This is a genomic window from Vreelandella sp. 2A-K22 (assembly GCF_054065485.1).
The window spans coordinates 22,322-45,907 of the sequence record NZ_JBSUGC010000014.1 but is presented as its reverse complement, the minus strand read 5'-3'; the positions used below and the strand labels follow the sequence as shown (position 1 = coordinate 45,907).

Sequence of the window (23,586 nt, the reverse complement as noted above, 5' to 3'; positions counted from 1 at the left end):
GAAAACAACAATGACCCAGTTCAAGCGTCGCGACATATTAAAAGGAATGGGTGGACTCGCCAGCCTGTCGTTGATGGGCGCAGGCCCACTGCGCACGGCCCTGGCCCAAGGCATGGCCAGCGATGAGGCCTGGAAGCAAGCCAGTGGCACCACCATCCAATTCATCTCCGAGAACACGCCGCCGACCACCGCCATCGCCGCCAACCTGGCGTCTTTCCAGGAACTCACCGGCATCACTGTCAACATCACCGAAATGCAGTTGGGTGCCTTGGTACAGAAAGTTGTGTTGGACTTCGGCGCTGGGCGCAGCGCCTTCGATGTGATCTATGCTGATCCTTACCAAGTACTCGCGCCATATCATCGTGGCCTAGTGGATCTCAATACCTTCATCAACGACGACCAGCAGTTGGTCGTGCCCCAGGGCATCGAGGACTTCATCCCCTCGCAACTGGCCGCCGCGGGCCGTTTCAAAGACAGTGAAAGCCTGTACACCCTGCCCTACGACTGCCCGACGATGATCTGGATCTACCGGCGTGACCTGTTCGAAAAATACCACGACCAGATGCAACAGGATCTCGGCTTCGACCCGACCCCCTCGGACAGCACCACCTGGGAGCAGTACTACCAGATCGCCGAGTGGTTCAGTAACGGCAACGCCAGCGAGGTTCAGTACGGAACCGGTCATCAGGCTCAGCAGTACGATTCGCTGATGTGCGACTTCTCCAACGTGCTGTTCGCCTACGGCGGCGATTACTTTGCCAACGGCCAGCAGGTCGGCCTACTCGGCACCGACTCCCCTGGCGCCTGCCAACTGACCAGCGAGCCCGCGCTGGAAGCCGCGCGCTTCTATCAGAAGCTGCTCAAGGTCGCCCACCCCGGCAGCACCAGTTGGGATTGGACTGGTGTCGCCAACGCATTCCAGAACGGCGAATTTGCGATGATGCCAGAGTGGCACGAGTTCGCCGGCTCGCTGGAAAGCTCTCAGCTACAAGGCAAAATCGGCTACGCCCCGCTGCCCAAGGGGCCAGCACGCAGCGCCAACCTGTGGGGCGGCACCGGGATCGGCATTAACGCCAACGCCTCGGCCGAAAAGCAGAAAGCGGCCTGGCTATTCCTGGTCTGGGCGACCTCACCACAGACACAACTGATGGGGCTGAGAAGCGAGGTCGGTGGCGGCACACCGACACGCCAGTCGGTTTACGACATGCCTGAGGTCAAGGCCGCCAGCACCCCACCCACCGACATGCCCAACATGCTCACGGCGGACACCATGCTGACCGCCTGGCAGGACGACCACATCGGTCTGAGGCCCAAGATCGCCCAGTGGAACGAGGTCGACACGGTCATCTTCACCGAGCTTTCCAAGATGTTGGCGGGGCAAATGTCCCCCGAGGAAACCATGCAGAGCGCCAAGCAGCGCATCGATCGCATCGTTGGGGCGTAACCCATGGCGCTGACGACCGGAAAACCCTCGGCGCGGCGACAGGGATTCGAGCTGGCGATGATGTCGCCAGCGCTTTTTCTGCTCGCCCTGATCACGCTGGTCCCGTTCTTCTCGATCATCTGGATGAGCTTCAACGACGTCAGCCTGATGGGCGGGCTGGCCTTCGAGTTCTCGGGCCTCGATAACTGGCAGCGGGTGTTCACGGACCCGGACATCCGCTCCAGTTGGCTGATCAGCCTGGTCTATTTCCTGGCCACGGTGGGCCTGGAAATGGTCATCGGCACCGTGATGGCGCTGCTGGTTTATAGCCTAACGCGGGGCAGCAACATCATCATCTCGCTGCTGTTGATCCCGATGTTCATCGCCCCGGTGATCGTCGGGCTACTGGGGCGTTTCATGCTCGACCCCAGTCATGGCCTGTATGCCTGGCTGCTCAATGAAAGCGGTCTGTTCGACGGCAACATCCTGGGCAGCGTAGGCTCCGCGATGGTCGCAGTCATCCTCATGGATGTCTGGGAATGGACGCCGCTGGTCGCGCTGATCGTCCTGGCGGGGCTTGCTTCAGTACCCGAGGACACCCTGGAAGCGGCCGAGATGGACGGCGCCAAGTACGGCCAGAAACTTCTCTATATTATCCTGCCGTCTATCTCCAATATCCTGCTGGTGGCGCTGCTCATCCGCGCCATGGACGCGATTCGCTTCTTCGCGATCATCTTCATCACCACCAACGGCGGGCCCGCGGATTCCACCAAGATCATCCCCATTAGGCTCTACGACATCGCCTTTCGTTTTTTTGATCTGGGCTATGCCGCCGCCGTGGGCATCACCATGCTGGTGTTCTCGATCATGGTGGCTACAGCGTTTACGAAACTGCTCAAACGCCAGGAGACGAGTTCATGAATACCTCCAAACGCTGGCTGCCCCACACGTTAAAAATCGCTCTGTTAACGCTCCTGCTGTTATGGACGCTGATACCGATTATCTGGATGGTGCTGTCCTCTTTCAAGTCGAACGACATCATCACCGCCGGTACGCCGCGAGTCTTCTTTACCCCTACCCTGGAGCATTACACCTCGTTGTTCAGCAGCGGCAACAGCCTCTGGCCTTACCTGCTCAACAGCCTGTTCATCGCTGGGGTCTCGACGCTGATCGCCGTAGTGCTCGGCTGTATGGCCGGCTTCGGGCTGTCGCGGATAAGAATCAAGGGCAAGCAGCATCTGGCCTTCTGGATCATCAGCACCCGTATGGCGCCGATCGCCGCAGTTATCGTGCCGCTGTACCTGCTGTTCCGTTACCTCTACCTACTCGACACCCACGCCGGCCTGATCGTCGCCTACCTGAGTTTCAACCTGCCCTTCGCCATCTGGCTGATGACCGCATTCTTCGACGACCTGCCACCTGACCTGGAGGAAGCGGCGATGATCGACGGTGCCACCAAGCTCCAGGCGTTCCGCTACGTCGTGCTGCCACTGATGACCCCTGGGCTGGTGACCACCGCTATCCTGTGCTTCATCTTCGCCTGGAACGATTACGCCTTCGCCCAAACGTTTTCCGGGCCCAGCACGCAGACCATTCCCATTGCCGCGGCGCAGTTGCTGACCCAGACCGGCATCGATTGGGGCAAGCTGCTGGCGATCGGTACCATCGTGGTCTGCCCAATGGCGATCGCCGGACTGCTGGTCAAGCGCTGGCTGGTCCAAGGGCTGACCCTGGGCGCGGTGAAATGACTGGCCCTAAGACAACGGATCTACGGTAAAGGCCCCGACAATAACGGCTCTACAATAAAAACAGGGAGAAAACCATGAACGTGATGTCACAGTTCGATCTCAGCGGCAAGGTCGCCATCGTCACCGGCGGCAATGGCGGGCTCGGTGAGGCATTCGCCCATGCGCTGGCCGAGGCCGGTGCCCAGGTCGCCATCGCCGCCCGGGGGCACGCGCGCAGCCTGGAAGTAGTCAAGGCCCTGCAGGACGCCGGGCATCGCGCCATGGCGGTGGAAGTCGACATTACCCAACCCGAAGCGGCTGACACCCTGCTCGACGAGGTCGAGGCCACCCTCGGCCCGGTCGATATCTTCCTCAACAACGCCGGCGCCTGCCAGCACGCGCCGGCGCTGGATGTCACCCCGGAGCGCTGGCAGGACATCTTCAATATCAACGTCCACGGGCTCTGGTACTGCGCCCAGGCCGCCGGACGGCGGATGCAGTCGCGCGGCGGCGTGATCATCAACATTGGCTCGATCTCGGCGATGATCGTCAACCGCCCACAGATGCAGCCCGCCTACAACGCCTCCAAGGCCGCGGTGCATCAACTGACCAAGTCGCTAGCCGCGGAGTGGGCCCCCTACGGCATTCGCGTCAACGCGCTGGCTCCCGGCTACGTCAAGACCAGCATGGCGCCGGTCGACGACCCCAGATTCAAGCCACGCTGGATCGACGACGCGCCCATGCAGCGCGCCGCCACTCCCGAAGAGCTCGGCCCCACCATCGTCTACATGGCCAGTAATGCATCGAGTTTCATGACCGGCTCCATCGTCGTGGTGGATGGCGGTTACACCCTCTGGTAACCACAATTCGAGTATCCGCCCGACCCGCAAGGAACCCGACATGGCAACGCTACAACTCAACAATATCGTCAAAGACTTCGGCGGCACCCAAGTCATCAAGGGGGTCAATTTAGAGGTCAAAGACCGCGAATTCGTGGTCTTCGTCGGGCCTTCGGGCTGCGGCAAGTCGACCTTGATGCGGATGATCGCCGGGCTCGAGAGCGCCACCAGTGGCGACATCTCGATCGATGGCAAGCGCATCAACGACGTTGGCCCGGCCGACCGTGGCCTGGCGATGGTCTTCCAGAGCTACGCGCTTTACCCGCATATGACCGTCGAGGACAACATGGGCTTTAGCCTGCGCCTAGCCAAGGTGCCCAAGGCCGAGCGTCGCGAGAAAGTCCTCGCCGCCGCGCGCATCCTGCAACTCGAAGAACTTCTCGACCGCAAGCCCCGTGCGCTGTCCGGCGGCCAGCGCCAGCGCGTGGCGATCGGCCGGGCAATCGTGCGCAACCCAAGCATTTTCCTATTCGACGAGCCGCTCTCGAATCTCGACGCGGCGCTGCGCGTACAGATGCGCATTGAGCTGGCGCGGCTGCACGAGGAGCTCGACGCGACGATGATCTACGTCACCCATGACCAGATCGAGGCCATGACCATGGCCGATAAGATTGTTGTGCTACAGGGCGGTGTAGTCGAGCAGATCGGTTCGCCGATGGCACTCTACCACCACCCGCGCAACCGCTTCGTGGCCGGCTTCATAGGCTCGCCGAAGATGAACTTTCTGGATGTCGAGGTTCGCGGGGCTGACGCTGAGGGGGTCGATGTGGTGCTGCCCGGCGGCGATTGTCGAATACCGGTGGAGGGCAACGGTGTCAGCAGCGGCGACATGCTGACGCTGGGCGTCCGCCCAGAGCACCTCACGCTTGATGATCAGGGGCCGTTGACGGGTAACATTTTGGTCATTGAGCGCCTTGGCGGAGCGACCACCCTGTATCTAGAGAACGCTGACAGCCAATGGACATTGGTAGCCGACGGCGATGTCGCTCACCGGGTGCACGATCAAGTACGCTTTTCCTTCGATCCGGCCTGCTGCGCGCACCTTTTCAAATGCAACGGCGATGCGTTGCCCCACCGACACCGCCATCCACTGGTCGCCATTGACCGTAAGGAAAACCGTGCACCGTCAGCCTGAAGATTTCTGTTGACCTCAACCCACCCGGTGCTGCTTGAGCACGGTGAGGCTTCGCTCTTCCTCGCTTTGCGGCTGGGAAGGTGCTTGGCGGGTACCGACCAGCACATACCACTCTGCCTCTGAAAGGTAGGTTTGACACCAGCGGCCAAGGTCGGCTGCGCTCTCTTCGCGGCTAGAATCGCCGCAGCGGTAGTCGTTCGCCAAATGAAGGAGGTCTTGACGGGCGGTACGCGCACGGGCGTTGCCACCGTGTACTTTTACCAGCGGGCAGCGTCGGTCATAGGCAGCGTTAGTTAACGCATTAAGCCAACGCTCCAATTCATGTGCCTGAATTCCACCATACACTGCCACGCTTGAGCTCCCTGCCCCGTTGAAAGGGCAATAGCCTGCCCGATTTAGGGGCCGCTGTCACGGTTAACCTTTACCCTTGTTTAGATGCAGTTCCAGGCCGTTTTATAGCGCCTGTTCAAAACCTTGTAACACGTTGACTACATTGACACCTATTTCATCTACAGCATAGCCCCCTTCCATCAGAAACACGCTGGGTAAGCCTACTTGGGCCAGGTGCTCACCTAACGCTGTGAAATCTTCGCTGGTAAAGGTGAAGGCACTTATGGGGTCACCTTCGAAGATATCGACCCCTAACGATACGATCAGGCATTCACACTCCGCGGCTTTAATTTGCGCCAAGGCTAGCTCAAGTGTGGCCATCCACCTGGTAACGCTGGTGCCCGGCGGCAACGGGTAATTGACGTTAAAGCCCTTACCTGGCCCTTCGCCGTTTTCATCAGCGTAGCCCAAATAGTAAGGAAATGTGACCTCAGGGTCGCCATGCAGTGAGATAAACAGCACATCATCACGCTTGTAGAAAATCTGCTGGGTGCCGTTGCCGTGGTGAAAGTCGACATCAAGAATGGCGACCCGACGTTTGCCTGCATCCAGCGCTCGCTGAGCGGCAATGGCGGCATTGTTAAAGAAGCAGTAACCGCCAAACTGATCAAACGCGGCGTGGTGCCCTGGCGGCCGGCATAAACCAAAACTGGGTTCGCCGGTTTGTAGCGTATGTTCTAGCGCGCCTAACGCCACGTCTTTACTCGCCATGGCGGCTTCAAAGGTGCCTGCTGAGATCGACGTTTCCGCCGCCAGCGCGTAGTAGCCTAGCTGACCGCTAACCGATCGCGGGATGCGGTCACCACGCATGGTTCGTGCGGGCCAAATATTGGGAATCGCCTCCCCCTCATGCCCAGCCGCCTGCCACTCTTGCCAACAGTTGGCTAGAAACGTTACGTACTCTTTGTCATGCACCGCTAATACGGGGGCTAACCCATAAGCGCTAGGGGTACGAATATCGCCAAGCCCGGACTGGTGAAGATGCTTTAGCACTAGATCAAGGCGTTCGGGGCACTCAAACGGGGTCACCAGCGCGCCGTCATGTAACTCCGTGCGCGCTTGGCGCAAACGGCTGTCCTCTGAGTAAAACGTCAGCATGTAGGTTCCTTAATCTACGCCTAACGGAAAAGATACTAGTTAGCTTCTAATTGTACAGGCCACTGCTTGGCCCAGCGGCGCTTTTGGCTCGGTGTTTGTTGCTTTAACTGATATTCAGCCCGGCTTGCGGCGGCGCGGTCTTCAAACGGTTCGGCACCCAGCAGTGCAACAGGCGGATTTGCACGGGTATAACGCGCCCCTTTGCCGGTGCAGTGCGCTTGATAGCGCTTTGCCAGGTTATTGGTAATGCCCGTATAGGTGCCGCGCTGGCACTCCAGCAAATAGAGATACCATTGCGGTTCGGCTTTGTGAGGCTGAACGATGCCACTACTCACCGCAACATACCTTTAATTTACGCCCACTACCACATAGGCACGGGTCGTTGCGGCGTGGTTTCAGGCGGGTAAGCGTGGGTGTTCCGTCTATATACCACCAGCGTTGCTGCTCTTTAACGAAGCGGGAGACCTCTTCTAATACATGCCAGCCTTTTTGCACTCGCCCCCTTTCATAAAAACAGGCACGAAAATGCACGTAACCGATATTGTCGAGCGGCGGTTCTGCGGAGACGATAGATAGCGACTTCCACTCAGCGTCAGGATCAGGCGCAAGCTCTGCAGGGCGGGTAGAGGGGTGCCATGTCGCCAACAGGTAGTCGCTACGCCCTAGCACAAAAGCCACATAGCGAGAGCGCATCAAAGCTTCAGGCGTGGGGGCAAGCCCGCCTTGGTGATAACGGCCACAGCACTTATCAAGCGTTAATAAGCTACCACAGGGGCAACTTGGATTAGTTGTGGAGGTCATAGAAAAGCTCGTTAGTCACATCTTTTATAGCCTAACCGATACGCCCTATGCGCGTCGCCCGACGCGTATCACTATTGTTCGATATTTATGCTGCGTTAGGTATATAGTAGCGGGGCAATACATTCAGACGATGGGGTACGAAACACGATCGATCATTCTTTCCAAAATTTTTGGAGGTTCTCCTATGAAGGTCTTTAAACCGGAATGGCAGTGCACGTTTAGCGTAAACGAAGGCGCGGAAGAATCAGCAACTTGGAAAGAGAAAATCGCGTGGCGGCTCAGGGGAGTTGCGGATCGGCTGGAAGGTGGTGGGCGCACGGTAAAAATCGATTACCGAGTGACGCCAGCGGTTAGCCAACAGGAAGTCGACACTTGCTTAGGCAAGGGCTTCGAAGTAACTCAACGCCTGCTAACGCAGTTAGCCCAACAGCAGGCGTGCGAAGATGTGATGCGCCATGCCAAAGCTGAGCTGTTTGAACAACATCCTCAGCACTGAAAAAGCGACATGGTATGAAAGCACTACAAAAAATCCCACCCCATTAACCGGGTGGGATTTTTTTTGGGTGGTCACTGTATTTCCTCTTGCGCTTTACTGATTAGCATACGAATGAAGCTATCTAATAGTGGGTTCGCTTCCCCTTTACGCAAGACAGCCACCAACGTGGTACTGATTTCAATATCATCGACAGGGAGAAAGACGACATCTCGTCGATTATTGGGTGTAATTGAACTACTTACCAGAGTGCCACCCAAACCGGCGCCTACTAATGCCAATGCAGTATGTATTTCAATCGCGTCATGAGTAACAACGGGGCGTATACCTCGCTCTTCAAGATGTGAAAGAATTTTCTGCCCAAAAGGGCTCCGCGAATCCTTGGGATAGAGCACAAAGGGGAGTTCCTTGAAAGCACTTATCGGAAAAGAGTCATGCCTTGCAAGTGGATGATCAATCGGTAAGGCAGCCATGAAAGGATCGTTGATAATGACTTCATAGTGCATGTCAGCATGGCGCTCAAAGGCTCCAATAAACCGAGAAATACCCACATCGATGCGATGCTGTCTTAGCCGCTCTTCTTGATATTCCGATAGTACTTCAACGAGATCGAGATGAACCTCCGGATACTGAAGCCTGTAATTTTTAATGACGCTTGGCAGCAGAGAAAACAGGGTTGAGCGAATAAAACCTATGCCTAGCCATCCTCCGCTTCCGCTGGCAACTTGTCCTGATTCTTGCTCTAGCCGTGAGGCCTGAGTTAGCAGCTCTTTTGCACGAGGATAAAAAAATTTCCCAAGCGAAGTGAGTTGCATGGGCCGTGTTGCACGATCAAATAGTTCGCCCCCCAAGGTTTGTTCCAGTAGGGCGATCTGGGCGCTGATAGCAGTTGGCGCTACGAATAGCCGCTTAGCAGCAGCGCTACCACCTCCTGCCTCGACTACTTCACAGAAATAGCGTATCTGACGTAGATTCATTTTTTATGAACCTGTATGCAAAATTTACTGATTTATTAAAGATAATAAATATATGATAGTACTTCTGAGGTCAACTCAGGAGCATAATAATGATAAATAAAAAACTCGCATCACAACTCAGTCAATTTGGCAGTGCTTCCATCTATGAAGCCCAAGGGGCCACTGGAGCACTCGACAGCGGCATCAAGCCGCTCACGCATACAATGCAGGTTTTTGGGCCTGCATTTACCGTCGACATCCGTCCTGGCGACAATCTCATGCTGCATTACGCCCTACTGCATATTCAGCCGGGTGATGTGTTGGTAGTGGATGCAAAGCGCTTTATGGAAGCAGGCCCATGGGGCGACATCCTCACAGTGCAAGCTATCAGTAAAGGCGTCGCAGGTCTCATCATGAATGGTGCTGTTAGAGACGCTCAGGCGATTAAATCTCTCGGTTTTCCGGTTTTCTGTCGCGGTTTAAGCATCAAAGGCACAGCCAAAAAACAGTCAGGCAGAATTAATGTTCCCATTTGTATTGGTGATACGGTTATTAATCCCGGTGACTATATATTTGGCGATGAAGATGGCGTAGTAGCAGTACCTCAACAAGACCTTTCAGCGGTTCTTACAGCCACTCAAGAGCGCGAAGATACCGAAGCAACATATCGAGAAAAAATAAAGCAAGGGAGCAACACCGTCGACTTAATGGGATTAAGAGAAACAATCAAACAACTTGAGCTAAATTAAAAACTAACAAAACAGCTAAAACGCTTAAAAACAAGCAACACTTAGCCGTACTCCAATAAATATAAACCAGCACTTATAAACAACAAAAAAGTGAGAAAACCATGCGAACTATAAAAGCCACTAGCCTCCTTTCCTGTATTTCACTTTCAGTAATGTTGGCAACCTCTTCATGGGCGGACAACTATCCAGAAAGGCCGATCTCCACCATTATTTCCTTTGGGGCCGGTGGCAATACGGATGTTGGTGCACGAATCCTATTTCCGGCAGTAGAGCGTGAGCTAGGGGTACCGCTCAATATCATCAATCGCCCTGGCGGTGGAGGCTGGGTAGGTTGGACGCAATTACTCAATGCATCTAATGATGGCTATACCCTAGGCTATATAAACACTCCCAATCTGATCACCGGCTATATGGATCCACAATATAGTCGAAACATTGACCTTGATGACTTTGAGCTTATTGCAAACCATGTCACTGATTACGGCGTCATTTCAATCAATAAAGATGAGACGCGTTTTAGCAATATTGATGAGCTAGTCAACTATGCTCAGTCAAATATGCTGACGGCCTCAACTACAGGGGCAAACGGTGATGATCATATCGCGATGTTAAAGATGAATCATCATTACGATACGCAATTTGTACCCGTTCATACCACAGGCACAGCAGAGCAACGAGCAGCAATTCTAGGTGGTCACGTAGATGTAAATTTCTCAAATGTGGGCGATACCAATATCGCGCATCGCAATGGGGACTTAAAAATAATTGCGGTTATGGCACCTGAACGCTCAGAGTTTATTCCAGACGTTCCAACCCTTGAAGAGCTTGGTTATTCAGGTGTGATCTCTTGGTCGGCACGGGGCATTGCAGCCCCTAAAGGAATTGATCCGGTTCAGTTGGAGCAATTACAGGAAGCTTTCGTAAAGGGCATGCAAGACCCTGAACATCTAGCCAAGATGGAAGAAATGGGCCTAATGGTTGATATCCGTACCGGAGACGCCTATCGAGAAATGTTGGAAGAGGAAGAGCAAGGCGTTCGCTCCCTGGAAAACTTGCTTGGCTGGTAATCATCACTGGTCGTGATATCGATGCATATCACGACCAGAACCTTATTTACACAGCGTCTACAATAATAAAACAGGTGCTTTATGAAAGCGTTACACTCCGATGCGTTAATCGGCCTGGCTATGCTGGTCTTCTCAATTATATTTTATAGCCTATCTGCTCAGATGCCTTCTGATCCAGCGATATTTCCTAAACTTATCCTCACTACATTGATAGTATTCTCGCTATTCATTACTTGGTCAGGTATCGCTAAAACACGCGCAGCAAAAAAACAAGGGATTAAACACACACCCATTTTTGAGCATATTCGCGGCCCAATCGTTACGTTTATCGCTCTTTGTCTTTATATAGTTTTAATCAACACTCTCGGTTTTTTTGCAGCTAGTTCGATCATCGCCATTTTCTTCATGATTTATTTTGGCGTGAGGTCGTACATTCAAGTGTTATTAGTACTCTTCATCATGAACACTTTCATTTATCTGCTCTTTGTTTGGCAGCTACGCATCGCACTTCCCACGGGTTTATTGCTGTAAAGGAGAGGGATTATGGCTATTGATACGTCCTTATTATTGTCAGTTCTCGCACAGTTAGCCTCTCCAGATGTGTTGCTAATGCTTTGTGTGGGCGTCTTCGGCGGTATATTTCTCGGCGCTTTACCTGGATTGAGCGCGACGATGGGTATTGCGCTATTGATTCCTGTCACTTTCGGCATGCAGCCAGTCGCCGCCATGGTATTGCTTTCCGCTATCTATGCATCCGCCGTTTATGGGGGATCCATTACGGCGATCTTGATCCATACGCCAGGTACGCCTGCGTCAGCAGCCACGGCAATGGATGGCTACCAAATGACACTGCGTGGAGAGGGACTGAAAGCACTGGGAACATCCACGATTTGCTCAGTGATCGGAGGTGTCGTTAGTGTCGTGGCCTTACTACTGCTGGCACCGCCATTGGCACAGATTTCATTACGCTTCAGTGCACCTGAGTATTTTCTGATCGCTATATTTGGTTTGACCATCATTGGCAGCCTTTCCAGTGGCGCGATGGTAAAAGGACTATCCGCGGGGCTGCTGGGCCTGCTCATCAGCCTAGTCGGCGTGGATGTGATGACCGCCTATCCACGCTTTACTTTTGGAGTTGCTGAGCTGGAGAATGGCATTTCGTTGATTCCCGCCATGATTGGTCTCTTCTCTATTTCTCAGGTCATGATTCAAGCAGAAAAGCTCCATGGAGCCAACGACCTTACATCCCAAACACCAACGTTGAGTGGCCATCTCTTTCCTAGTCGGGAAGAGTGGCGAAAACTTCGCCGCACTGTTTCTCGCTCCTCGATCATCGGTGTGGTGGTGGGCGCATTACCGGGGGCAGGGGGCGATGTCGCCTCTTGGGTGGCTTACAATGAAGCCAAACGTAATGCGAAAAATCCCGATAACTTTGGCAAGGGCGAGATTGAAGGGTTGGCTGCGGCTGAAACAGCCAATAATGCGGTAACAGGCGGTGCAATGATTCCATTATTGACGCTCGGGATTCCAGGTAGTGCCGCTACAGCCGTTATGCTTGGTGGTCTTTATATCCATGGCTTACAGCCTGGGCATGAGCTATTTACCGTTAATGCCCATATCGTCTATGCCATTATCGTGGGACTGCTATTAGCCAATATATTGATGGGTATTGTAGGCTTGGCGCTGGCAAGGCAGGTCGTCAAGGTGGCTACGGTACCTTTTGCCATACTCGCACCGATCATTGTGATTCTCTCGGTCGTAGGTTCCTACACCATCAACAATAGTATGTTCGATGTTTACGTCATGGCGGCGTTTGGACTGCTGGGCTACCTGATGAGAAAAACGGATTTTCCGACAGCCGCCATTGTGCTTGCCATGATTTTAGGCGCTATGGCTGAGATTGGATTCCGGCAGTCACTGGTCATGTCCAAAGGCAATATGCTGGGCTACTATTTTGATCGGCCATTTTCACTGCTCATTATGGGTTTGATCCTGCTGGCATTGGTATCACCGCTAATTGTGCGCTGGAAACGACAAAAATCTCAGCAGGCCATTTAGGCAAACCAACAATAAGCCATGGCTGGTTAGTGCCATGGCTTATACAGTGCTCTACCCATCTTCGTTAGAAAATCCTCACACGCTTCAAGCTGCTCAATATCGATATACTCATCGGGCTGATGCGCCTGGGCGATGCTGCCGGGGCCAAGAATTATTGTCTGCAAGCCCTGGCCCTGGAACTGCCCCGCTTCCGTGGCGTAAGCCACCGCGTGGTCGCAGCACCCTGCGGGCAAATGGTCTTTGGCTAGGCGAAGTACCTGATCGTTTTCGCGGTCGGCCAGGCCCGGCACTGTCACGTTTAGCGGCTCAGTAGTAATTTCAACGTGCTTGCCTTTGGCCTGCAGCTCAGCGCTTAGCTGGGCGCAATAGGCCTCAAAGCGCGCGTATATTTCGTCGAAGGTGTCCGTGGGCAGATGGCGAATTTCCCACTCGAACTGGCACTCCCGCGCCATAATATTGATCGCCGTACCACCTTTGATTTTGCCGACGTGCAGGCTGGTGTGAGGCACGTTAAAGGCCTCATCGATGCGCCCCTCTTCCACCAACGCCGCCATGGTGTCCTCAATAAAGGTCACTAGCCTTGCCGCTACGTGGATGGCTGAGGTGCCTTGATTGACCTGGCTGCTGTGAGCTTCCTGACCAATCACGGTGGTACGCAGATTGGTCGCCCCTTTCTGCGCTACCACTGGCTGCATGCTGGTGGGCTCGCCGACAATCACATGGGCGGTGGTGGAGTAGTGCTCGTAAAAGCGCTTAATGAGGCTGGGCGCACCCACGCAGCCGATCTCTTCGTCATAGGAGAAACCCAGATAAATCGGCTGCTGCAGAGGCGCTTTCGTCCAAGTGGGCACCATCGACAATACGCAGGCGATAAAACCTTTCATATCGCAGGTGCCACGCCCATAAAGGCGCCCACCGCCACCATCACGCAGGGTGAACGGATCGCTCGACCAGGGCTGCCCCGCCACCGGTACCACATCGGTATGCCCGGAAAGCATCACACCGCCCGGCGCCTCTGGGCCAATTCTTGCGATCAGGTTGGCTTTGGTACCGCAGGGGCTCATCACCCGCTCGGCGCTAACGCCATACTCTGCCAAATAGCCTTCCACATACTCAATCAGCGCCAGATTGGATTCACTGGAAGTGGTATCGAATGACACCAGCTTCGTCAGTAAAGTGGTCACGTCAGTCATACTGCTCTCGTTAGTTGGACTCTTCCTATCACACTATCATCGCCCTCTTCCTTTTCCTACTCAGTAGGCCTGCTGGCAGCGCAATGTTGACTGTCACGGCAGGTTCATCGTGCATTCACTAAAACGTCATCTACACTTCTTACTGTTCAGTGCATCTAAAAATCTCAACAAACGCATTGCACGCCTGACTAAGTTCAGGCCCATAAGGAGCTTGTTATGTCTCGTTTCACACTGCACGCGCTTGCCGTAGGGGTGGCGACGGCCAGCCTAAGCCTGTCTGCTCAGGCGGCAACAGAGATTAGCTGGTGGCACGCCATGGGCGGCCAACTGGGCGAAATTCTCGAAGAGATGACCCAAGACTTCAACGAGTCTCAAGACGACTACCACGTTACTCCCAGCTATCGCGGCACCTATACCGAAACGATGACGGGCGCGATCGCCGCCTTCCGTGCCAACGAGCAGCCGCATATCCTGCAGGTGTTTGAAGTCGGCACTGGCACCATGATGAACGCCAAAGGCGCCATCTACCCAGTGTACGAGCTGATGGAAGAGCATGGCCGCGCTTTCGATAAAGAAGCCTTCCTGCCCGCCGTCGTGGGTTATTACACCGACACCAACGGCAATATGCTTTCTTTCCCGTTTAACTCCTCTACGCCAATCATGTACTACAACAGGGATATGTTTGAAGAAGCAGGCCTGGATCCCGAGCTGCCCCCACAAACATGGGACGAAGTGGCCGATTTTTCACGCCAAATCGTCGAGTCTGGTGCGGCCAGCTGTGGCTTTACCACCTCCTGGCCTAGCTGGGTCATGCTGGAAAACTTCTCCGCTTGGCATAACGTGCCGTTAGGTACGCTGGAAAACGGCTTTGGCGGCATGGAAACCGAGTTTACCTTTAACAATGAGCTAGTCGCTCGCCACTGGGACAACCTCCACGACTGGCAGGAAGAAGGTGTCTTTAAATGGGGTGGCCCTGGCTCCGGCCCCGACTCTGAGCCGATGTTCTACTCCCAGGACTGCGCGATTTTCTTCGGCTCTTCTGCTTCACGTGCGGATGTCGCCGCCAATTCAGAATTTGAAGTTGGCTTTGGCATGCAGCCCTACTACGACGACGTAGAAGGCGCACCGCAAAACTCGATTATCGGTGGCGCCACCCTGTGGGCACTGCAGGGCCATAGCGACGAAGAGTACGAAGCCGTTGCAGCGTTCTTTGAGTACCTCTCTCAGCCCGAAGTGCAGGCACAGTGGCACCAGCAAACCGGCTACCTGCCCATCACCCAAGCCGCTTGGGATCTGAGCAAAGAACAGGGCTACTACGAAGAGAATCCCGGTGCAGATATTTCGCTGAAACAGATGACCCTTAACGAGCCAACCGAAAACTCTAAGGGCCTACGCTTTGGTAACTTTGTCCAGATTCGCGACATCATCTCTGAAGAGATGGAAGCTGTGATGACCGGCGATAAATCCGGCCAGGAAGCAGCTGATGACGCAGTAGCACGCGGCAATGATCTGCTTCGTGACTTTGAAGCTGCCAACCAGTAAATAAGCTCTCACTTCGCCGCCTTCCCTATGGGGTAGGCGGCGATTTTGTTTGTTGATGCTTATATTTACTAACCATTTGCAGAGCTGCCCATGCAAACCAAACGCATGACCTACCCTGGTCGCTTTTTGCCCTACGCGCTGCTGGCGCCCCAGGTGATTGTGACACTGATTTTCTTTATCTGGCCTGCGGGCCAGGCGCTGTATCAGTCGCTGTTGCGCGAAGACGCCTTTGGGCTGCGCTCAACGTTTGTGGGTCTTGAGAACTTTGCCCGTCTATTTCGTGACGGCAGTTATGTCAATTCGCTATCGGTGACGGTGGTATTCGCCGTGGGCACTACCCTGCTATCGATGACAGTGGCGCTTTTATTGGCCAGTACCGTCAACCGGATGATTCGCTCACGCAGCACCTACACCACGCTACTGGTGTGGCCCTACGCCATCGCCCCCGCGCTTGCGGGCGTGTTGTGGTGGTTTATCTTCAACCCCTCTATCGGCATTGTGCCCTATATGCTGGAAATGGTGGGTTACCAGTGGAACCACCGTAACTCGGGCAGTGACGCCATGCTGCTGGTGATTTTTGCCGCCGCCTGGAAGCAGATATCCTATAACTTTTTGTTTTTCCTGGCGGGCTTACAGTCAATCCCGCAATCGCTGATTGAAGCCGCCTCCATTGACGGCGCCAGCCCGACTAAGCGCTTCTGGACGATTATTTTCCCGCTGCTCACGCCGACCACTTTCTTCTTGCTGGTGGTTAATGTGGTGTATGCCATGTTCGACACCTTCGCGATCATCCACGCCACCACCGCAGGCGGCCCGGCCCAGGCGACCAACATCTTGGTTTACAAAGTGTATGCCGACGGTTTTGTAGGGCTCAACCTTGGTTCATCTGCTGCTCAGTCGGTGATTCTGATGGTGATTGTGGTGGCATTAACGATGATTCAGTTCCGCTTTATTGAGCGCCGCGTCAATTACTAAGCCTTTGGGAGAACGTTAATGGTTGAAAACCGCCCTTGGGCTAACCTGATAGCCCATATTGTTTTGATCTCTGGTGTCGCGCTGGTGGTTTTTCCGGTGTATGTCGCGATCATCGCCTCTACCCATTCCCTATCGGGTTTGCTGCAGGGTACGCTGCCACTGCTGCCCGGTGGTCACGGGATCGAAAACTACACGCGCATGTGGCAGTCGGGCGTCTCCAATGCCGGCGCACCGCCGGCCGCCCTGATGCTGTGGAACAGTTTTATAATGGCCATGGCGATCACAGTGGGTAAGCTGTCTATTTCGCTGCTTTCCGCCTTTGCCATCGTCTACTTCCGTTTCCGCTTCCGGATGTTCTTCTTCTGGGTGATCTTCGTCACGTTGATGCTGCCGGTGGAAGTGCGCATTATTCCGACTTTTCAGGTCGTTGCGGATCTTAAAATGCTCAATAGCTTTGCCGGGCTATCGATCCCACTGATTGCCTCGGCTACCGCAACCTTCTTGTTCCGCCAGTTCTTTATGACCATTCCCGAAGAGATGCTCGAAGCCGCCCGAGTCGATGGCGCCGGGCCACTGAAGTTTTTTAAAGACATCTTAATGCCGCTGTCGGTGACCAATATCGCCGCGCTGTTTGTGATCATGTTTATCTACGGCTGGAACCAATACCTCTGGCCGCTAATTATCACTACCGACCCTGATTATTACACCATCGTGATGGGCATTCAGCGCATGACCTCGGAAGAGAACCCACAGTGGCAATTAGTGATGGCCGCGGTGGTCATGGCAGCGCTGCCGCCTGTATTAGTGATTCTGTTTATGCAACGCCTATTTGTGAAAGGCCTGACCGAGACGGAGAAATAAGATGGCCAGCATTACCTTGGAAGGGCTAAAGAAAACCTATAGCGGCGATGTTCATGCCGTCAAAGGCATCGACTTACAGATTGAAGATGGCGAGTTTGTGGTGCTGGTGGGGCCTTCCGGCTGCGGCAAATCTACCCTACTGCGCATGGTGGCGGGGCTTGAAACCATTACCGAGGGCACGCTCAAAATCGGTGACCGGGTGGTCAATAAGCTGGAGCCCGCCGAGCGCGATATCGCCATGGTATTCCAGAACTACGCGCTCTACCCGCATATGACGGTGTACAACAACCTAGCTTACGGCCTCAAGAACCGCGGGTTTAACAAAGAAGATATTGAAAAGCGCGTGCGAATTGCTGCCAAAATGCTCGAGATCGAAGAGTTTCTGGAGCGCAAACCGCGCAAGCTCTCTGGAGGTCAGCGCCAGCGCGTCGCCATGGGCCGCGCGTTGGTGCGCGACCCGGCAGCCTTTCTATTCGATGAGCCGCTTTCCAACCTGGATGCCAAGCTGCGCGTGCAGATGCGCGTGGAGATCAAACAGCTGCAGCGGCGCCTGAAGACTACCAGCCTGTATGTGACCCACGACCAGCTGGAAGCCATGACACTGGGTGACCGTTTAGTGGTTCTTAACGCCGGGCAGATTGAGCAAGTGGGCACACCCATGGAAATCTACGCCCGCCCCGCCAGCATGTTTGTCGCCGGGTTTATCGGCTCCCCCGCCATGAACATGCTGCCAGTGGATTACTTGAACGAACAAGGCGCCAACGGCCTGCTGGATAACCTGCCCGACGGCACCGATGTCGTCGGCATTCGACCGGATGATATGCATCTAGCGCCGCCGACCGCGCCTCACCTAATTGTCGACTCAACGCTGGCGCTGTTTGAAGCCGCGGGGGCCGAAAGCCACCTTTATGTGACCCTCGCCGATAGCGACCAGCCTACAGTCATCCGCGTTTCGGGGCAGCCGCCCGTTGCCGAAGGCGAAACCCTGCGATTTTTTGTGACCCGCGACGCCCTGCATCCTTTCAACAGCGCCACGGGAAAACGCACCGGGGATTGAATACCTATCCCCCGAAAGACAAAACAAGAAAAACAAGAAAAACAAGAAAAACAAGTCAACGGAGAAACCATGCGCTACGTTTGAGATAAAGCTTACGGATCTCCCTTGATGAGTACTGAACCTTCATACGTCGATGACCTGTATCGTGAGCACTCCCGGCGCGTGCAGGCGACGCTGATACGCCTGCTGGGGGATTTTGAACTAGCCGAAGAAGCCATGCAGGATGCCTTTGTGGCGGCGGTTCAACAGTGGCCGGTTAACGGCAAACCTGACAACCCCACGGCATGGCTAATTCGCACCGGCTACCACTGCGGAATAGACCAAATTCGCCAACGCAGTACTGCTCGCCGTCGGGCTCACTTGCTATTACCCACAGATGAAGCGCTGGATCTTGAGCCCACCACCATCGAAGATGACGCCTTGCGGCTGCTATTCACCTGCTGCCACCCAAGTTTGAGCATGGAAGCACGGATTGCCCTGACGCTTCGCGAGATGTGCGGTTTGACCACTGAGCAAGTAGCCAGCGCGCTACTGATGAAGCCTACGACGCTGGCACAGCGTATCGTACGAGCCAAACGCAAAATTCGCGATGCGCATATCCCTTATGCCGTGCCTACCCAGGAAGAGCTGCCCGAGCGTTTACCCGATGTGCTCCAAGTCATCTATCTGGTCTTCAACGAAGGCTACTCGCGCAGCACGGGCGCCAGCGTGGTCGATATCAGCCTAACAAAAGAAGCCATGCGACTGGGTAATGAGCTGGCGCGGCTACTGCCCCAGGGGGAAGTATTTGGGCTGATGGCTTTGATGCTGCTTAATGATGCCCGCCGGGATGCGCGCCAGGATAGCGACGGTGAGCTGGTAACCCTGGATGCTCAGGACAGACGCCTATGGCGCCAAGAGGATATCCAGGTCGGAATAACGTGGCTAGAACAGGCGCTGGCGCTCACCCCCACCGGGTACTACACCCTTCAGGCGTCGATTGCCGCCGTACACGCCCAGGCTAGCCACGCCGAGCAAACAGACTGGGGGCGTATCGTCAGGCTCTACGATGCTCTCTGCCGACGTTTTCCATCGCCGATTCTGGCGCTGAACCGTGCGGTGGCCATTGCTATGAATGGTGCACCCGACACCGGCCTGAAGTTGCTCGACGACATCGCGCATCACCCGCAACTATCCCGCTATCATCTGTTCTATGCCGCTAAAGCGGATTTACTGCGGCGCCAAGGTCAGCATGAGGCCGCGCGCAGTGCCTATCACCAGGCGCTGCAATTGGTCACCCTGGATCCAGAAAAACGCTTTTTGCTAAAGCGGTTAAACGAACTAGAGCCAGCTCCATAAACATTCATTAGCCCCGCATAGAGATCGACATGTCGCCATAGATATTTGCCTGAACCGCCGGGCGCCGCAGGTACTCATGGGGAAATCCTAGAGGCACCGCGCTGACCTCGTCGAGCCGTGCCAGTTGGTCACCTGTCAGTTCCAGTTCGAGTGCAGCCAGATTGGCTTCAAGCTGACTTATCGATTGCGCTCCAATGAGCGGTGCAGCCATACCAGGACGGGTGAGCAGCCATGCTAAAGCCACAGTGGCAGGTGATGTATTTTGTTCCATAGCGACCTGTTTCACTTCGTCAATAATGCGAAAGCTGCGTTCGGGGACGGGCCCCGCCTCGGTCGCGATGGCGGCACGGCTGCCGCTGACCACATTTTCGGGTGCGAGTTCGGCACGGTTGTACTTCCCCGTCAGGAGTCCACTCGCCAGCGGTGACCAGGGCATGATACCCATCCCCATTTCACGCGCCATCGGAACCAAGTCACCTTCCACGCTGCGCTCAATCAGATTGTATTCCAGTTGCATTGCAACCATTGGCGACCAGCCCCGGAGATCGGCGATAGCCTGCATCCGTGAAGCCTGCCAGGAAGGGATATCCGACAGCCCCAGATAAACGACCTTTCCTGCTGCCACCAAATCATCCATGGCGCGCAGAATCTCTTCCACGGGAGTGGTGAAATCCCAGGCATGCAGATACAGCAGGTCGATATAGTCGCTGCCCAGGCGCGTCAGGCTGTCTTCTACCGAACGAACCATACTACGTCGACTGTTGCCTCCAGAGTTGGGGTCATCACCGCGCATCGGCAAGGTGTATTTTGTGGCAATGACCAAGCGATCCCGTTTCCCCTGGGCGAAACGGCCGACAAAGGACTCGGAAGTGCCACCCGTATAGTAATTCGCCGTATCAATGAAGTTGCCGCCGTGATCGACGTAGCGATCAAAGAGCGCGCGGGAGGTCGACTCGTCGGCGCCGAAGTTCCATTCCGTACCGAAAGTCATGGTGCCTAGCGCCATCGGCGATATTTTCAGGCCCGAGCGGCCCAGCAAGCGGTAATGGTCGAGCTGCATGGGATTCTCCCTAAGCTGTTGGTTTCCGCAATGGTAGGCTTGTTCTTAAACTGACAGAATACACCGATATATTCATGGACTATGAAGCTGAAATGAACAATGAAAGGTAGCGATGTGGCGGAATTGGGTGCCTTCGTGGCAATCGTTGAACATGGCAATTTCGCACGAGCGGCGGGATGGCTCGGTGTTTCGCCCTCGGCACTCAGTCAGACGATCCAGCGGTTAGAGGCACGCTTAGGACAGCGCCTTTTGAACCGAACCACCCGAACCACGCGGCCAACGGAGGCGGGCCAACAGTTGTATGAGCGAGTTCGGCCCGCTCTGAAGGAGATTTCAGCGGCTCAAGCGCAGTTGCTGGAGCAACAGGACGAGCTTGGCGGACGGTTGCGAATCAATGCGTCGCGCGCTGGGGCTGCTTATGCGCTGGCACCACATCTGGCTAGCTTTGCCGAGACTTACCCTGGAATTGAAGTCGAGATCGTCGTCTCTGATCGTTTGGAAAATGTGGTGGCTAGTGAGTGTGATGCCGGGCTGCGGCTCGGTGAGAGCCTGGAACAGGATATGGTGGGAGTGCCAATGAGCGAGCCGCTACGTTGGATTGCGGTGGCATCGCCGCTCTATCTGGCTCGGGCAGGGACACCGGAGCATCCCGCTGCTTTGAAGGAACACACCTGTATCAATATGCGCTGGCCCAGCGGAGGACATCTGTTCCATTGGGAATTCGAGTGCGAAGGTCAGTCCGTTCGGGTGGCTGTCACCGGCCCGCTGTGTACCAACGATGTGGCAACGCGACTGCGTGCGGTCAAGGATGGACTTGGTATTGGTTATTTCCTTGAGCCGGAGGTGAGGGGCTTGCTATCGGCCGGCGATGCCGTTGAGGTGCTGGCGTCTTGGTGTCCAAGGGAGCCAGGGTTCTACCTCTACTACCCAGGCAACCGACTAGTCACTCCGCAACTTCGGGCTTTCCTCGATCATGTCATGGCGCGGCGTCGGAAAGTCGTTGCTACGTAATAAGATCATTTAACCTGCATCCGATGGCAGAAGGAAATCAACCAGATATGCCGATTACCAAAAATAATATCTAGGCTGTGTCGATTTGTGAGCACGCCAAACGACTACAGAGAGTCACTACCCTGACCAACCAGGAGGCTCTCAATGAAATTCATGCTGATACGCCGTGCCGATGCCGACACCGAGAATGGCGCTATGCCATCCCAGGAAATGTTTGCCGCCATGGCTGCTTATAACCAGCGCATGACCGAGGCAGGCGTGTTTTTGAGCGGCGATGGCTTACATCCGACCAGTGACGGATGTCTGATCCGTTTCAAAAACGGTGAGCCCACCATCATCCCCGGGCCTTTGTCTCCAGCCAGTGAGCGTATTGCTGGCTATAGTGTGCTCGAATCCCCCTCCCTGCAGGCGGCTATTGAGTGGGCCCAGCAGTGGCCCACCCAGGATGCCGATGGCAACGTGACCCTTGAGCTACGGCGCTACTTCTCACTGGAGGATTTTGAGCCCGGCGCCGGAATTGAGCAGCACCGTAATCTTGCTCGTGTACCCGATGCCATGAACGTGCACGTTGCCTTTCCCGGCACCTGCCGGGAAGCCATGCAGTTCTATGCTGATGTAACCGGAGGGCGTCTGGAGTGCCTGTTGACCTATGCTGACACACCCGCCGCTGAACACATGCCGCCCGCCCTTCATGACCGCATCATTCATGCCTCGTTGAACCTACGGGGACGCCGCTTGATGGGCGCGGATCTGGCAGCTGACTGCTATACACCACCGCAAGGGGTAGAGGTTCAATTGGAGTATCAGGATATCGAGCAGGCCAACCGAACCTTTGCTCAGCTAGCGGAGGGTGGAAAGATTGTCATGCCGTTCGAAGCGACCTTCTGGTCACCAGGGTTCGGCATGACGGTAGATCGTTTTGGCGTCGGCTGGATGGTAAACGTTCCGTCAGACAACTGCCCCTTGGCCACAGAAGGAGACTCCCCATGAAGTACGTTGCGCTGGTCTATTACCAAGAACAGATTATCAACGCCATGAGCGAACAGGAGTGGCACGACCTCAACCAGGAATGCATTGCTGGGGTTGAGCGCCTGAGCGCCAGCGGCCACTACCTGGCCGGACAGCCGTTACAACCGACGGAGACCGCCACCACCGTGCGCGTGCGCGATGGCGAAACGCTGATCTCCGATGGCCCCTTCGCGGAAACCAAGGAGCAATTGGCCGGTTTCTACCTGCTCGAAGCCCACGACTTGAATGAAGCACTGCAGCTGGCTAGCCGTATTCCACCCGCCCGGCTGGGCAGCATTGAGATTCGCCCCGTTCGAGAACTCCCCCCTAAAGCAGCACCCAAAACAGAAATAGGAGAACAATCATGAATACTGCCGCCTACCCCTATGTGGATGGTTTCGTCGCTGCCGTGCCTAGCGCTAATAAAGCTGAGTTTATTGAACATGCCCGTGCCGCGGCCGTTGTGTTCAAGGAGCACGGGGCGCTCCGCGTGGTGGAGTGCTGGGGCGATGATGTGCCCGATGGGGAAGTGACCTCCTTCACCATGGCGGTTAAGCGCAAGGATGACGAGACGGTTATTTTTTCATGGATAGAGTGGCCATCCCGCGCCGTGCGCGATGAAGCCATGCCCAAAATCATGCAGGACCCTCGCCTGCAGATGGACGTTAACCCGATGCCATTTGATGGTAAGCGACTCATTTATGGAGGCTTTGCAAGCATCATCAATGAGTAAGCGTGAACAAGT

Annotated in this window: 26 protein-coding genes; 19 read left to right on the top strand and 7 right to left on the bottom strand. The window is 55.1% G+C overall.

What is annotated here, in order from left to right:
* Nucleotides 1-10: 10 nt before the first annotated feature.
* From ACW17M_RS18260 to ACW17M_RS18240, 5 genes are all read left to right on the top strand, one after another.
* Complete coding sequence (locus tag ACW17M_RS18260; RefSeq protein WP_457547913.1) at nucleotides 11-1,444, top strand: ABC transporter substrate-binding protein; 1,434 nt, start codon at nucleotides 11-13, stop codon at nucleotides 1,442-1,444.
* 3 nt (nucleotides 1,445-1,447) lie between these two features.
* Entirely contained in the window at nucleotides 1,448-2,344 is an 897-nt protein-coding gene (locus ACW17M_RS18255) for a carbohydrate ABC transporter permease (protein ID WP_051430635.1), read from the top strand.
* Nucleotides 2,341-3,171, top strand: a complete 831-nt coding sequence (locus ACW17M_RS18250) for a carbohydrate ABC transporter permease (protein ID WP_027958179.1) — start codon at nucleotides 2,341-2,343, stop codon at nucleotides 3,169-3,171. Before ACW17M_RS18255 ends, ACW17M_RS18250 begins: the two co-directional genes overlap by 4 nt.
* Before the next feature lie 74 nt (nucleotides 3,172-3,245).
* The gene (locus ACW17M_RS18245) at nucleotides 3,246-4,010 is read left to right on the top strand and encodes an SDR family oxidoreductase (RefSeq protein ID WP_027958178.1); all 765 of its coding nucleotides are present in this window, start codon (nucleotides 3,246-3,248) and stop codon (nucleotides 4,008-4,010) included.
* A 40-nt stretch (nucleotides 4,011-4,050) separates the two neighbouring features.
* The gene (locus tag ACW17M_RS18240) at nucleotides 4,051-5,184 is read left to right on the top strand and encodes an ABC transporter ATP-binding protein (protein ID WP_457547912.1); all 1,134 of its coding nucleotides are present in this window, start codon (nucleotides 4,051-4,053) and stop codon (nucleotides 5,182-5,184) included.
* Nucleotides 5,185-5,199: 15 nt separating this feature from the next.
* Here the strand turns inward: ACW17M_RS18240 and ACW17M_RS18235 are convergent, their stop codons facing one another.
* From ACW17M_RS18235 to ACW17M_RS18220, 4 genes are all read right to left on the bottom strand, one after another.
* Complete coding sequence (locus ACW17M_RS18235) at nucleotides 5,200-5,535, bottom strand: hypothetical protein (protein ID WP_022520776.1); 336 nt, start codon at nucleotides 5,533-5,535, stop codon at nucleotides 5,200-5,202.
* A gap of 102 nt (nucleotides 5,536-5,637) precedes the next feature.
* Nucleotides 5,638-6,672, bottom strand: a complete 1,035-nt coding sequence (locus tag ACW17M_RS18230) for a histone deacetylase family protein (RefSeq protein ID WP_457547911.1) — start codon at nucleotides 6,670-6,672, stop codon at nucleotides 5,638-5,640.
* 35 nt (nucleotides 6,673-6,707) lie between these two features.
* Nucleotides 6,708-7,007, bottom strand: coding sequence for a GIY-YIG nuclease family protein (locus tag ACW17M_RS18225; protein ID WP_457547910.1), 300 nt, complete (start codon nucleotides 7,005-7,007; stop codon nucleotides 6,708-6,710).
* Nucleotides 7,000-7,473, bottom strand: coding sequence for a YchJ family protein (locus ACW17M_RS18220; RefSeq protein WP_041158919.1), 474 nt, complete (start codon nucleotides 7,471-7,473; stop codon nucleotides 7,000-7,002). The genes ACW17M_RS18225 and ACW17M_RS18220 overlap by 8 nt, the downstream gene beginning before the upstream one ends.
* A 184-nt stretch (nucleotides 7,474-7,657) precedes the next feature.
* Between ACW17M_RS18220 and ACW17M_RS18215 the strand changes: the two genes are divergently transcribed.
* Entirely contained in the window at nucleotides 7,658-7,969 is a 312-nt protein-coding gene (locus ACW17M_RS18215; protein ID WP_022520780.1) for a hypothetical protein, read from the top strand.
* Nucleotides 7,970-8,040: 71 nt separating this feature from the next.
* Here the strand turns inward: ACW17M_RS18215 and ACW17M_RS18210 are convergent, their stop codons facing one another.
* Nucleotides 8,041-8,943 carry a LysR family transcriptional regulator gene (locus ACW17M_RS18210; RefSeq protein ID WP_051430636.1) on the bottom strand — a complete coding sequence of 301 codons (903 nt, stop codon included), beginning with the start codon at nucleotides 8,941-8,943 and terminating at the stop codon, nucleotides 8,041-8,043.
* Nucleotides 8,944-9,032: 89 nt separating this feature from the next.
* Here ACW17M_RS18210 and ACW17M_RS18205 point away from each other — a divergent pair, with 89 nt between their 5' ends.
* The 4 genes from ACW17M_RS18205 to ACW17M_RS18190 all read left to right on the top strand — a co-directional run bounded on the left by ACW17M_RS18205 (nucleotide 9,033) and on the right by ACW17M_RS18190 (nucleotide 12,796).
* Complete coding sequence (locus tag ACW17M_RS18205) at nucleotides 9,033-9,671, top strand: 4-carboxy-4-hydroxy-2-oxoadipate aldolase/oxaloacetate decarboxylase (protein ID WP_457547909.1); 639 nt, start codon at nucleotides 9,033-9,035, stop codon at nucleotides 9,669-9,671.
* A gap of 101 nt (nucleotides 9,672-9,772) precedes the next feature.
* Nucleotides 9,773-10,738, top strand: a complete 966-nt coding sequence (locus tag ACW17M_RS18200) for a tripartite tricarboxylate transporter substrate binding protein (RefSeq protein WP_457547908.1) — start codon at nucleotides 9,773-9,775, stop codon at nucleotides 10,736-10,738.
* Nucleotides 10,739-10,819: 81 nt separating this feature from the next.
* A complete protein-coding gene (locus ACW17M_RS18195; protein ID WP_457547907.1) occupies nucleotides 10,820-11,269 on the top strand; it encodes a tripartite tricarboxylate transporter TctB family protein in 450 nt (149 codons plus the stop codon).
* A 12-nt stretch (nucleotides 11,270-11,281) separates the two neighbouring features.
* The gene (locus ACW17M_RS18190; protein ID WP_457547906.1) at nucleotides 11,282-12,796 is read left to right on the top strand and encodes a tripartite tricarboxylate transporter permease; all 1,515 of its coding nucleotides are present in this window, start codon (nucleotides 11,282-11,284) and stop codon (nucleotides 12,794-12,796) included.
* Between the two features lie 26 nt (nucleotides 12,797-12,822).
* On the opposite strand, the gene argE is transcribed toward ACW17M_RS18190, so the two are convergent.
* Nucleotides 12,823-13,989: an acetylornithine deacetylase gene (gene argE, locus ACW17M_RS18185; RefSeq protein WP_457547905.1), complete on the bottom strand. Its 1,167-nt coding sequence runs from the start codon at nucleotides 13,987-13,989 to the stop codon at nucleotides 12,823-12,825.
* A gap of 216 nt (nucleotides 13,990-14,205) precedes the next feature.
* On the opposite strand from argE, the gene ugpB reads away from it, so the two are divergent.
* From ugpB to ACW17M_RS18160, 5 genes are all read left to right on the top strand, one after another.
* Complete coding sequence (gene ugpB, locus ACW17M_RS18180) at nucleotides 14,206-15,531, top strand: sn-glycerol-3-phosphate ABC transporter substrate-binding protein UgpB (protein WP_457547904.1); 1,326 nt, start codon at nucleotides 14,206-14,208, stop codon at nucleotides 15,529-15,531.
* Nucleotides 15,532-15,621: 90 nt separating this feature from the next.
* Nucleotides 15,622-16,506 carry a sn-glycerol-3-phosphate ABC transporter permease UgpA gene (gene ugpA / locus ACW17M_RS18175; protein WP_009288107.1) on the top strand — a complete coding sequence of 295 codons (885 nt, stop codon included), beginning with the start codon at nucleotides 15,622-15,624 and terminating at the stop codon, nucleotides 16,504-16,506.
* Nucleotides 16,507-16,524: 18 nt separating this feature from the next.
* Complete coding sequence (gene ugpE, locus ACW17M_RS18170; protein ID WP_022520784.1) at nucleotides 16,525-17,367, top strand: sn-glycerol-3-phosphate ABC transporter permease UgpE; 843 nt, start codon at nucleotides 16,525-16,527, stop codon at nucleotides 17,365-17,367.
* Nucleotide 17,368: 1 nt separating this feature from the next.
* Nucleotides 17,369-18,424, top strand: a complete 1,056-nt coding sequence (locus ACW17M_RS18165; RefSeq protein ID WP_144813985.1) for a sn-glycerol-3-phosphate import ATP-binding protein UgpC — start codon at nucleotides 17,369-17,371, stop codon at nucleotides 18,422-18,424.
* Nucleotides 18,425-18,532: 108 nt separating this feature from the next.
* Nucleotides 18,533-19,762: an RNA polymerase sigma factor gene (locus ACW17M_RS18160; protein ID WP_457547903.1), complete on the top strand. Its 1,230-nt coding sequence runs from the start codon at nucleotides 18,533-18,535 to the stop codon at nucleotides 19,760-19,762.
* A gap of 7 nt (nucleotides 19,763-19,769) precedes the next feature.
* Here the strand turns inward: ACW17M_RS18160 and ACW17M_RS18155 are convergent, their stop codons facing one another.
* On the bottom strand, nucleotides 19,770-20,822 hold the full coding sequence (locus tag ACW17M_RS18155) for an aldo/keto reductase (protein ID WP_457547902.1): 1,053 nt from the start codon (nucleotides 20,820-20,822) through the stop codon (nucleotides 19,770-19,772).
* Between the two features lie 99 nt (nucleotides 20,823-20,921).
* Here ACW17M_RS18155 and ACW17M_RS18150 point away from each other — a divergent pair, with 99 nt between their 5' ends.
* The 4 genes from ACW17M_RS18150 (at nucleotide 20,922) to ACW17M_RS18135 (ending at nucleotide 23,574) form a co-directional block, all read left to right on the top strand.
* Entirely contained in the window at nucleotides 20,922-21,833 is a 912-nt protein-coding gene (locus ACW17M_RS18150; protein ID WP_342584538.1) for a LysR family transcriptional regulator, read from the top strand.
* Nucleotides 21,834-21,977: 144 nt separating this feature from the next.
* Nucleotides 21,978-22,823: a YciI family protein gene (locus ACW17M_RS18145; protein WP_457547901.1), complete on the top strand. Its 846-nt coding sequence runs from the start codon at nucleotides 21,978-21,980 to the stop codon at nucleotides 22,821-22,823.
* Nucleotides 22,820-23,209 (top strand): YciI family protein, encoded by a 390-nt coding sequence (locus tag ACW17M_RS18140; RefSeq protein WP_457547900.1) that lies wholly within the window; start codon nucleotides 22,820-22,822, stop codon nucleotides 23,207-23,209. Before ACW17M_RS18145 ends, ACW17M_RS18140 begins: the two co-directional genes overlap by 4 nt.
* On the top strand, nucleotides 23,206-23,574 hold the full coding sequence (locus ACW17M_RS18135) for a DUF1428 domain-containing protein (protein ID WP_457547899.1): 369 nt from the start codon (nucleotides 23,206-23,208) through the stop codon (nucleotides 23,572-23,574). The genes ACW17M_RS18140 and ACW17M_RS18135 overlap by 4 nt, the downstream gene beginning before the upstream one ends.
* Nucleotides 23,575-23,586: the final 12 nt, after the last annotated feature.